Origin of the sequence: Synechococcus sp. C9 (assembly GCF_022984075.1) — a bacterium.
In the GTDB taxonomy this organism is placed as follows: Bacteria; Cyanobacteriota; Cyanobacteriia; order Gloeomargaritales; family Gloeomargaritaceae; genus Gloeomargarita.
In genome coordinates, this window is the sequence record NZ_JALAAD010000001.1 from 1,612,783 (window position 1) to 1,624,451 (window position 11,669).

Genomic DNA, 11,669 nt, shown 5'->3' on the forward strand with positions numbered 1-11,669 from the left:
CGACCTATGTTCACCTACGTCAAGCCTGCTATCCGTCAGTTAGAGCCAGAAAATGTGGAAAACCGTACTGTGATGCGGGTGGTGTATGTGTTATTGGAACCCCAATACCAAAGTACGTTGACGGCGGCGGCACGGGCAATCAACAGTCAGCCGGGGCATTTGGCGGTGCAATTGAGTGGTTATTTAATTGAGGAATTGCGTTCCCCGGAAAACTATCAACAATTTCAGGCGGATATTGCCCAGGCGGATGTGTTCATTGCGTCGTTAATTTTCGTAGAAGATTTGGCGCAAAAAATTGTCCAAGCGGTAACCCCTTACCGGGAAAAATTGCACGCCATTGTGGTGTTTCCTTCCCTGCCGGAGGTGATGCGGCTGAACAAGATGGGAACCTTTTCGATGGCGCAGTTGGGGCAGTCCAAAAGTGCCATTGCCCAGTTCATGCGGAAACGCAAAGAAGCCGCCGGGTCTTCCTTTCAAGATGGGATGTTGAAGCTGTTGCAAACCCTGCCCAAGGTGTTGAAATATCTGCCCCTGGATAAGGCGCAAGATGCCCGGAATTTCATGCTGAGTTTTCAGTATTGGTTGGGAGGGTCGCAGGAAAATATTCGCAATTTTCTGCTGATGTTGGCGGATAAATATCTGCCCCAGGTGGAACAAAAATTAACGTTTCAAGAGCCGGTAACCTATCCCGATATGGGGATTTGGCATCCCCTAGCCGACCGGATGTTTGAGTCTTTGCCTGAGTATTTACAATGGTACGATCAGCGGTGGGATATTAGGGAAGAATTGCGGGACCCCTTAGCCCCAACGGTGGGTTTGGTATTGCAAAGAACCCATTTGATCACCGGGGATGATGCCCATTATGTGGCGATGGTGCAGGAGTTGGAATGTTTGGGTGCCAGGGTAATTCCAGTATTTGCGGGAGGTTTAGATTTTTCCAAGCCCGTCGAAGCCTATTTTTATCATCCCAAACCCCCCCAAAAACCGCTGGTGGATGTGGTGGTTTCCTTAACTGGGTTTGCCCTAGTGGGGGGACCCGCCCGACAGGATCATCCCAAGGCGGTGGAAGCCCTGAAAAAACTCAATCGTCCCTACATTGTTTCCCTGCCCTTGGTGTTTCAAACCACCGAAGAGTGGCAGGCGAGCGATTTGGGATTGCACCCGATTCAAGTGGCACTACAAATTGCCATTCCTGAGTTGGATGGGGCGATTGAACCAATCATTTTATCCGGGCGGGATGGGGCAACGGGGAAAGCAATTGCCCTACAAGACCGGGTGGAATTATTAGCCAAACGGGTACTGCAATGGGCAAATTTGCGCCGAAAACCCAAATGCCAGAAAAAAATTGCCATTACCGTGTTTAGTTTTCCACCGGATAAGGGCAATGTGGGGACGGCGGCTTATTTGGATGTGTTTGGTTCCATTTATCGGGTATTAGAAGCTCTGCGTAATAATGGCTATCACGTTGAGGAAATGCCTGCGGATGCGGAAGCCCTGATGGAAGCGGTTTTACATGACCGGCAAGCCCTAATTGGTAGTCCGAATTTGAATATTGCCTACAAAATGTCCGTGCCGGAATATGAGCGGTTTACCCCTTACTATGAACGGATTGTGGAACAGTGGGGACCAGCGCCGGGGCAATTAAACAGTGATGGGCAGAATTTACTCATCTACGGGAAACATTTTGGGAATGTATTTATCGGGGTACAACCCACCTTTGGGTACGAGGGTGACCCGATGCGTTTGCTATTTTCCCGTTCGGCGAGTCCCCATCATGGTTTTGCCGCCTATTACACCTATTTGAATCACATTTGGCAGGCGGATGCGGTTCTGCATTTTGGGACGCATGGTTCCTTGGAATTTATGCCGGGGAAACAGATGGGTTTGTCGGGGGATTGTTACCCGGATAATTTGATTGGGGAATTGCCGAATTTCTATTACTATGCGGCGAATAATCCTTCCGAAGCTACGATTGCCAAGCGGCGGGGTTATGCGACCACCATTAGCTACCTCACCCCGGCGGCGGATCAGGCGGGGTTGTACAAGGGGTTGCGGGAATTAAAAGAACTGATCAGTTCCTATCAAACCCTCAAAGATTCCGGGCGCAGTGAGGCAATTATTAATAGCATCATGGAGCAATGTCGGCTGGTGAATTTAGACCAGGATGTGCCCTTACCCGATCAGGAGGCGGCGAGTTTAACACCAGCACAACGGGATGAATTGGTGGGGAAAATTTACCGGCAATTGATGGATATTGAGTCCCGTTTGTTGCCCTTTGGATTGCACGTGATTGGGCAACCCCCATCGGCACAGGAAGCGATTGCAACGTTGGTGAGCATTGCTAAAGTGGATCGCCCGGAGGATGGTTTAGAAAGTTTACCCCGAATTTTGGCACGTAGTTTGGGGCAGGATTTGGATGATATTTATCGCCTGAGCAACCAGGGCAATTTAGAGGCGGTCACACTACTCGAAAAACTGCAAAATCACACCCAAAAAGCGATTGAGACCCTGGTGCAAACCGTGACGGATCAGGAAGGGCGAATTGGGCGCACCTCTCGCTTTAATTTCTTTGGTTTGGGGGCGCAGGAACCCTGGTTTCAGGTGTTAAAAACCGATTACCCCCAATTGGAACAGGTGCAGTTGCAACCCTTGATGAATTATTTGGCGCAATGTTTGGAATTGATCGTCGCCGATAACGAATTGGGCGCATTATTAAAAGCCCTAGAAGGCGAATATATTGTCCCTGGTCCCGGCGGTGACCCGGTGCGTACCCCGGAGGTTTTGCCCACCGGGAAAAATATCCACGCCCTCGACCCCCAATCCATTCCTACGGCGGCAGCGGTGGCACAGGCGCAGGTGATTGTGAATCGGTTGTTGGACCGCTATCGTCAGGAGTCGGGGGGGGCATTCCCGGAGAGCATTGCCTGTACGTTGTGGGGCACGGATAATATCAAAACCTACGGGGAATCCCTGGCGCAAATTTTCTGGTTGGTGGGCGTAAAACCCCTGCCGGATGCCCTGGGGCGGATGAATAAATTGCACCTGATTCCCTTAGAAGAATTGGGGCGACCCCGGATTGATGTGGTGGTGAATTGTTCGGGCGTGTTCCGGGATTTGTTTTTGAATCAAATGTATTTGATTGACCAGGCGGTGAAATTAGCCGCTGAAGCGGAGGAACCCCTGGAATTGAATTTTGTCCGCAAACACGCTTTGGAACAGGCGCAAGAGTTAAATATTCCCCTACGGCAGGCGGCAACCCGGGTGTTTTCCAATGCGTCGGGTTCCTATGCGGCGAACGTGAATTTGGCGGTGGAAAATAGTACCTGGGAGCAAGAAAAAGACTTGCAAGAAATGTATCTAAGTCGCAAATCCTACGCCTTTGATGCAGATGCCCCAGGGACGATGCGCCAAAATGCCCAACTCTTTCAAAGCAGTTTGCAACGGGTGGATGTGACCCTGCAAAATTTGGATTCCTCGGAAATTTCCCTCACGGATGTGTCCCATTACTTTGATTCTGACCCGACCAAAGTTGTCGCTGGGTTACGCAAGGATGGCAAACTTCCCCAAGCCTATATCGCCGATTCCACCACGCCGGATGCCCGGGTGCGGAGTTTGAGCGAGACGGTGCGCCTGGATTCCCGGACTAAGTTGCTCAACCCCAAATGGTACGAGGGGTTATTACAACATGGGTACGAAGGGGTGCGGGAAATTGCCAAGCGGTTGAACAACACCCTGGGCTGGTCGGCGACGGCGGGGGCGGTGGACAATTGGATTTACGAGGATGCCAACAACACCTATATCAACGACCCCCAAATGCGGGAACGGTTGATGAACCTGAATCCCCACTCCTTCCGGCGGATGGTGGGCACCCTCTTGGAAGTGCATGGGCGGGGCTATTGGCAGACCAGCCCGGAAAATATCCAACGCTTACAACAGCTGTACCAGGACATCGAAGACCGGATCGAAGGGGTGTCCTAGTTGCGGTTTCTGGGGATTGACCTGGGCTGGAGTTCCGGCGCATCGGGTCTCTGCTGTCTCGCCTGGGAGGGTAATGCACTTGTCCTGCGGGATTTAGACCGTAAGCAAGCGACGGAAGCAATTTTATCTTGGGTGGACACCTGGGCACCCCCAGGGCAACCCGCAGCCATAGCGGTGGATGCGCCCACGGTGATTACGAATGGGACGGGGATGCGCTTGGCGGATCGGTTGACCCATCGCTATTTCCGTCGCTACCATGCGGGGTGCTACCCGGCGAATTTAAGCCGTCCGTTTGCCAGCCGTACGGTGGGGTTTGGGCAAGCTCTCGTTCAACGGCAGTTTCGGCATGGCACCCACATCATTCCCCAAAAGCCCGACCGTTGGCAGATCGAGGTGTTTCCCCACCCAGCCGTCGTGCATTTATTTGATTTAGAAAAAATCCTCAAGTACAAAAAAGGGGCAGTGGCGGAGCGGCAGAAGGAATTAAATAAATTACGCAATTTACTACTAACCTTAATTACCTCGGAACCCCCATTAAATCTATCAAGATCATTACCGGATATTCCCGACAAAACCACCCAATTAAAAATCCTGGAAGACCAACTGGATGCCCTGGTGTGCGCCTACGTGTGCGCCTACTGGTGGTACTGGGGGGAGGCGAAAAACCAGGTGTTGGGCAATGAACAGGAGGGGTACATTGTCGTACCCCATCGCCGTTGTCGCCCTGATGCCTAGCTCGCCAGGTATTCCCGGATGTTGACCCGCCGCCGCCGCAGGTGTTCGAGTGCCTGCTGTTCCAACTGGCGCACCCGCTCCCGGGACAGGTTCAACCGTTTGCCCACCTTAGACAGGGACAATTCCTTGCCGTCCTGCAGACCGAAGCGCAGGCTGATCACCTCCCGCTGCTGGGGCGTGAGTTCCGCCATCAACCGCTCCAAATCCCCCCGCAGGGCTTCCCGGGTGGTGAAATCCTCCGGCGAAATCCCCCGGTCCTCCAGCAATTCCCCCAGTTCCGTGTCCTGGTTGTCCCCGATGCGTAAATCCATCGAGATGGGCTGGCGGGACATGAGCAGGTATTCCCGAATCTGGGCTGGTTCCAACTCCAGGGCTTGGGCAATCTCTGAGGGCGTCGCCGACCGCCCCAACTGCTGGGACAACTCCCGCTGGGTTTTTTTGATCTTGTTCAGCTTTTCGGTGATGTGAATCGGCAAACGGATGGTGCGGGCTTGCTGGGCAATCGCCCGGGTGATGGCTTGGCGAATCCACCAATAGGCATAGGTGGAGAATTTGTAGCCCCGGGTCGGGTCAAACTTTTCCACCCCCCGCTCCAAGCCCAGGGTGCCCTCCTGGATCAAATCCAGCAGTTCCAGGTTGCGTTTCTGATACTTTTTGGCAATCGAGACCACCAAGCGCAAATTCGCTTCGATCATCCGTTGTTTTGCCCGTTGCCCCCGGCGCAGGGTGTCTTGCAGAGCCGTCACCGTCATCCCGGCTTTTTCCGCCCAGAGTTCCATATCCGGGGTTTGCCCGGTTTCGGCGGCAATTTTATCCCGCAGTTCCAGCAACTGCATCATCTGTTGCACCTGCTTGCCAAAGACAATTTCCTGCTCATGGGTCAACAGCGGCACCCGCCCAATCTCCTGCAGGTAGGTGCGAACCATATCCGGGGTCACCGCTCCCCGCCGCCCACCCGTCGGTTCCAAGTCACCGGGGGAAGTCAGGGGGCTGTCCAAATCAGTGAGGGCTTCGGTGTAGTCAGTCATGGGTTCAATCATAGTTGGGGCATTCAGGGGCGAGGTGGATGAAAACTTTTCCCAGGGGTCGCGGTTCAGTTGAGCCAATCAGCAATAGGTTCCCGTCGCAGAAACGAGCAAATAGACCAAGAACCAGGAATCCCAATAGGTCTCTAGGAACGGGAGCACCACAGGGGAATGGGGACGGTAGCAGTAAGTGTTTCTATTAACATGGTAAACCAAATGTATCCTTATGTAAACTGATACGTTGGGCGGGAGCGGTTGGATTGAGTCCCAGACGAAGTTTAACCCTTCTCATCCTTCAGTATCTCAGAAATGCATAGTCACCTGGGGGGTGGGTTCCCACACCTAGTCTTTTAAGAAACGTTCTCCCAGGGGCAAAAGTTCCCTAGAAGCCCAAATCCCGGCGGGCGGACTGGGCACGGGCAAGGATTTTGTCCCGATCCCGTTGGGTATCCAGGTACCCCAATTCCTGGTAAAAGGTCATGTCGTAGGGGCGAGTCTGCACCACCACCGGCATGGGCACCGCATGACCCAGCACCAGTGCCTGTTGTTTGGAATCTAATTTCGCCAGCACCGAACGCAGTCCCTGACCGCCGGAAACCCCGGTAAAAATCGCATCAATGTCCTTTTCATCATTTAATAACGCCGTGATCCGGGTGCCAATCTGGGACATCACCTCGTTGTCAATCCCAGAAGGGCGTTGATCCACCACCAACAACGTGACAAAATACTTCCGCATTTCCCGGGCGATGGTGCCAAAAATGGTCTGGTGTGCCACCCCTGGGTTCAAAAACCGGTGCGCCTCCTCAATGGTGATCACCAACTGCCGGGGACGGTCGCTGGGGTCTTTACTTTGCAGAAATTTCTCCGCTTTTTTCACATAGGAACTGTGAATCCGGCGGGTAATGATATTGGTCGCCAACATATAAGCCAACAGGTTAGACTGGGAGCCAAATTCCACCACCACATGGTGCCCGGCATCTAGGTCCCGCAGGATTTGGTTCACGTAATTGTTCGCCGAACCGGAACGGATATAGGTGAGATTTTCCAACCGTTGGAGTTTGCGTTGTAGTGCCATGATTGCCGCCGGACTGCCCCGTTTGGTCTGGCAAAATTCCTGAATGTCATCGTTCGACATTTGCAGTAACTGGGCAATCCATTGCTTATTAAATTCCGCCCGCAGAATGTTGGCATTTTCCAAACTGGCTTCGGAAAGATTTAACACCTCCCGCAGAAGTTCCAAATCCTCTACTTCAATTTGGTCTAAACTAATCCACAATTCCTGGGCATGGCGCACCCCCCGCCGTTGGGTCGAAGCCGGGTCAAGGGTGTAGATTTTAATCTGGTCAGGAAATAACTGCTGTAACCCCTTCACCATCGAGACATCTTTACCTTCTTTCATCGCCTCCCAGCCGTACTCCGAGTGCATATCAAAAATCAAGTTCACCGCCGCCTGTTTGTGAATAATGCCGCAGAGTAATAGGCGGGTCAAAAAGGATTTCCCCGTCCCCGATTTCCCAAAAATGCCATTGCTCCGCTCCACAAACCGGTCTAGATCAATACAGATGGGCACATCCATATCCAGGGGGCGACCGATGGCAAAATTGCGCCGGTGCGGGTCATCCTCCCACCCAAAAACCGAGCGAAAATCCTGCTCCGAAGCATCATAAACCTGGCTGAAATGGCTGGGTACGGTTTTCACCGGTAGAAGTTCCATTGGCTGATCCCCATCCCCGGTAATCAGGGTCAACATGGGGCTAAGATTCACCGTCGAATAGGTGCCCGTCCCCGCCAAAACCTGAGTGAGGAATTGATTGTGGGGTGCGGGGGGATCGGCGAGAATCCGGGGGCTGGCGGTGCCCAAGACCACATCCGTGAGCATACAAAAAAACCGTGCCCTGCGTCCTTGCACCACCAAAAATTTGCCCACCCGTAAATCCTCAACGGAAATATCAGGATGTAACCGCACTTCTAAACCTTGGGTGAGTGACCCTTGAATGACAGAACCGAGCGGAGGCATGGTGGTCATAAATTCTTTTCGTACCCAGAATAAATTGGTTCTATACTAATCCGAATTGCCCTCTTTTGGGGATAATTCAACCCAAAGTAACCCCAATTTACCAAAATTTTTTTGTTACCCCCAGGTAACTAAGCGGGGAAACGGCTTCTGCTATGGTAAGGATGCAGTGACCCAGGAGGGCAAAATGGCAGTCCTAGAGCGTGTACCGGATGTGGTGTTCAAGACCCGGGTGCGGGATGAGTCGGTGGGTGGTCCCAACCCCTTTCGGTGGCAAGACCTGACCACCCAGGATATTTTTGGCGGCAAAAAGGTAGTTTTATTCGCCCTACCGGGAGCCTTTACCCCCACCTGTTCCAGCACCCATTTACCCCGCTATGAAGAACTTTACGATGAGTTTCGTGCCCTGGGGATTGATGCGGTGATTTGCCTGTCGGTGAATGATGCCTTTGTCATGTACCAATGGGGCAAACAACAGGGGGTGAAAAATGTATTTTTATTGCCCGATGGTTCCGGGGAATTTACCCGCAAGATGGGAATGTTAGTACGCAAGGATAATCTGGGGTTTGGGATGCGTTCCTGGCGTTATTCCATGTATGTGAATGATGGGGTGATTGAAAAAATGTTCATCGAACCCAACTTTAGCGATGATTGCCCGATTGACCCCTTTGAAGTCTCCGATGCGGATACCATGTTGAATTATCTCAAATCCCTAAAATCCTAAGGCAATGGGCTGGCAAGGGGGATTTTATTTATGAACTTAGCATGATGAAATTCCCCTAGCCCTGCTTGTAAAATCTTGCCTAATACCGCATTATCTTGGGGGATAAAATTCATGCTCAATACCCTCTACGAAACTGATTTTTACGCCTGGACGCAGGAACAAGCTACTCTGCTCAAACAGGGTAAATTTGAATGTTTGGATGTTGGTAATCTTATCGAGGAAATCGAGTCCTTGGGCAAACAACAGCGGCGGGAATTAAAAAATCGGCTGGGTATTTTAATCGGGCATTTACTCAAATGGCATTTCCAACCCAAAAACCGGAGCAAAAGTTGGCGGGTAACCATTCGGAATCAACGCCGGGAAATCATGGACATTCTGGCAGAAAATCCCAGCCTCCAATCCTATTTACCTGAAGTTATCCCTAAAGCTCATCAGATGGGTTTAGACTTGGTGGTTTTAGAAACACCCTTAGACTATGCCGACTTGCCCGCAACCCCCATCTACACCGTCACCCAACTGCTTGACCCCAATTTCCCCGAGGATTTACATCCCCACCCAACCTGCCCTTAAAATCCTATCCTATACTTGTATCGAACCATAATTGATTCCCCATGAAACTCACCAGCAAAAACCTCGACCAACGTTTGGATACCCTCTACGATGCCGTGATTGCGGGGGGGGGAGCCGGGGGGCTGTCGGCGGCAATTTATCTGGCTCGCTACGGGTTGAAATGCTTGGTGATTGAAAAGGGCAAAGGACGCTCGCTCTGGATGCAAGAATTGCGGAATTATGTGGGACTTGACCCCCACACGCCGGGGCGGGATTTGCTCAAACATGGGACGGATACGGCTTTGCATTGGGGAGCAGACCACCTGCGGGCATTTGTGGATGGGGTAAAAGACCAGGGAGACTATTTAGAAATCCAGGTAAAAGTGGGGAAAACCAATCCCATGTATGTGACCTTTAAGGCTAAATATCTGGTCGCCGCTACCGGAATTATTGACATTCTGCCCCAACTTGAAGATATGCAAAATGTCTATGATTATGCGGGCTATACTTTGCACGTCTGTATGATTTGTGATGGGTTTGATATGTGGGATCAAAAAGCGATTTTAATTGCCGGTAAAGAATCGCAAATTGAAGCCGCCTTTGTTCTGAATTGGTTTACCCCTTACATCACCGTATTAACCAATGGTAAATTCCCGGTTAGTGAAGCGATGAAAACCCGTTTGCGGGAACATGGTTATCCCCTGATTGAAACCCCGATTGCCCGCTTTTTGGGGGAAAATCATCAACTCCAAGGGGTAGAATTTACCGATGGGAGCCGGATTGCAGTGACCACCGGCTTGATTAATATGGGTTCGATTTATCACAACCATTACTTAAAATCTATTCCCGAACTCACCTGGGATGGGGAAAATTTGGTCACGGATGAATTTTGCCAGACCACTCACCCCCGGATTTTTGCGATTGGGGATTTGAAAAAAGGGGTCAATCAGGTGGCGGTGGCGGTAGCGGATGGCTGTTTGGCGGCGACCAAAATCTGGCGACTGATCCGCCGTACCCATCCCCCCCGGGTGTGGACAGAACGGGTGGTTGCCCCTGAACCCCTACCAGCAGGTTAAAAGCTGATATTTTATAATACAGCAGATGTAGTGTAAATGAACATACAAAAGCAACTTGAAGTATTGCAGGACTGGTTCCAACCTTGGGAGCGGGTGGTGGTCGCTTACTCCGGCGGGGTGGATAGCAGTTTGGTTGCTAAAATTGCCTACGATGTGCTGGGGGAAAACGCCCTCGCCGTAACTGCCGTATCCCCTTCCCTGCTGCCGGAGGATTTGGCGACAGCCCAGGAACAAGCCCAGTACATTGGCATTACCCATGAATTGCTTTTTACCAATGAATTAGCGAATCCCAACTATGCCGCCAATCCGGTCAACCGCTGTTATTTTTGCAAAAGTGAACTGCATGAGCGGCTCAAAGTTTTAATACAAAATTACGCTTCAGGGCAGATTGTAGATGGGGTGAATGCGGATGATGAACGGGATTATCGCCCGGGGATTCAGGCGGCGAGGGAACGGGGGGTGCGCTCGCCCTTGAGTGAATTAAATATCAGTAAATTGGCAGTACGGGAACTGTCTCGCCATCTGGGGCTACCCTGGTGGGACAAACCGGCGCAACCTTGCCTGAGTTCCCGATTTCCGGCGGGGGAGGCGATTGATGCGGCAAAACTCTACCGGGTGGGACGGGCGGAACAATACCTGCGGCAGTTGGGCTGGCGGGTGGTGCGGGTGCGCTCGCTGGGGGAAACCGCCCGGATTGAAATTCCCGCTGAGCAGATTGTCCCCTTTGTGCAGACGATGGATCTGCCCGCCCTGGTCAGCTATTTCCAGGAGTTGGGATTTCGCTGGGTAACTCTGGATTTGGAGGGGTTTCGCAGTGGCAAATTAAACCCACCTCACCCGGTGAATATAACTGATTGAAAACTCGTATTACGTTTTATTAATTCTGTAAAAAATTAAATAAAGTAATTGCCCGTAAGTCCGGTGAAGTGGGGATTTTTGTGGAAAATGTAGTCTAAGTCACCTGCAACCGTGTGGGGAATTTTTTAGTATGGGTTATAGGTTAAACAGTGGGGTTTATCTACTTGTATGCCCCATTGTAATCCGCATTTTTTACCCGCATGGGTGGTTTCGGAAGTAGTCATGGCTTGCTTCTCACCCCATGTTCTTCTATGTGAGGTTGTCCATGCCTGTGGATTCTTGGTTGAAGCTGTGGATGCCTGTGAAACGTTGGCTGAATGGGTTGGAAATTCATGACCCCCAAATGGCGCACCGTCTCTGCCGTTGGATTCCGGCTCAGTGTCCCTTCGAGCGGGAAATCTGGTTCCGGGGGCGGCGGATATTGCGGATTCCGGCACTGTGTCATTTGAATCCGGTGTACGGGGAACTGATGCAATTACGCTGGCGGGCGTTGTGTTTTTTGGCGGATCAGTGCGGGGAGGATGTGAGTTGTTATTGCCATTGATTATTGATTACTGATTCATAAGGACGGGCGATGGCAACAGGGGTGATTCCCCCGGGATTTACTTTTCCAAAAATATTTGTATAATGGGTGTCTCTATAGAACCTGTTTGCAATTATACTGGGAGAAAGAAATTACAGGTAGAGCAATGACATACACAACCAATTTA

General features: G+C 51.5%; 9 protein-coding genes. 7 read left to right on the forward strand and 2 right to left on the reverse strand.

Features of this window, described 5'->3' with window-relative positions; genetic code table 11:
- The first annotated feature begins 6 nt into the window (after positions 1-6).
- Both MLD66_RS08030 and MLD66_RS08035 read left to right on the forward strand, forming a co-directional pair.
- The gene (locus tag MLD66_RS08030) at positions 7-3,978 is read left to right on the forward strand and encodes a magnesium chelatase subunit H (protein WP_247216762.1); all 3,972 of its coding nucleotides are present in this window, start codon (positions 7-9) and stop codon (positions 3,976-3,978) included.
- A complete protein-coding gene (locus MLD66_RS08035; RefSeq protein ID WP_247216763.1) occupies positions 3,979-4,713 on the forward strand; it encodes a DUF429 domain-containing protein in 735 nt (244 codons plus the stop codon).
- Here MLD66_RS08035 and MLD66_RS08040 read toward each other — a convergent pair.
- Entirely contained in the window at positions 4,710-5,741 is a 1,032-nt protein-coding gene (locus MLD66_RS08040; protein WP_281438438.1) for an RNA polymerase sigma factor, RpoD/SigA family, read from the reverse strand. The two genes, MLD66_RS08035 and MLD66_RS08040, sit on opposite strands and share 4 nt — an antisense overlap.
- Positions 5,742-6,120: 379 nt before the next feature.
- On the reverse strand, positions 6,121-7,764 hold the full coding sequence (locus MLD66_RS08045; RefSeq protein WP_247216765.1) for an ATP-binding protein: 1,644 nt from the start codon (positions 7,762-7,764) through the stop codon (positions 6,121-6,123).
- A gap of 175 nt (positions 7,765-7,939) precedes the next feature.
- Between MLD66_RS08045 and MLD66_RS08050 the strand changes: the two genes are divergently transcribed.
- The 5 genes from MLD66_RS08050 to MLD66_RS08070 all read left to right on the forward strand — a co-directional run bounded on the left by MLD66_RS08050 (position 7,940) and on the right by MLD66_RS08070 (position 11,503).
- Entirely contained in the window at positions 7,940-8,476 is a 537-nt protein-coding gene (locus MLD66_RS08050) for a peroxiredoxin (RefSeq protein WP_247216766.1), read from the forward strand.
- 111 nt (positions 8,477-8,587) lie between these two features.
- Positions 8,588-9,046 carry a DUF29 domain-containing protein gene (locus MLD66_RS08055; protein WP_247216767.1) on the forward strand — a complete coding sequence of 153 codons (459 nt, stop codon included), beginning with the start codon at positions 8,588-8,590 and terminating at the stop codon, positions 9,044-9,046.
- A gap of 41 nt (positions 9,047-9,087) precedes the next feature.
- Entirely contained in the window at positions 9,088-10,101 is a 1,014-nt protein-coding gene (locus MLD66_RS08060; protein WP_247216768.1) for an NAD(P)/FAD-dependent oxidoreductase, read from the forward strand.
- Between the two features lie 36 nt (positions 10,102-10,137).
- A complete protein-coding gene (larE, locus tag MLD66_RS08065) occupies positions 10,138-10,959 on the forward strand; it encodes an ATP-dependent sacrificial sulfur transferase LarE (RefSeq protein WP_247216769.1) in 822 nt (273 codons plus the stop codon).
- Positions 10,960-11,224: 265 nt separating this feature from the next.
- A complete protein-coding gene (locus MLD66_RS08070) occupies positions 11,225-11,503 on the forward strand; it encodes a Mo-dependent nitrogenase C-terminal domain-containing protein (RefSeq protein ID WP_247216770.1) in 279 nt (92 codons plus the stop codon).
- Positions 11,504-11,669 lie beyond the last annotated feature (166 nt).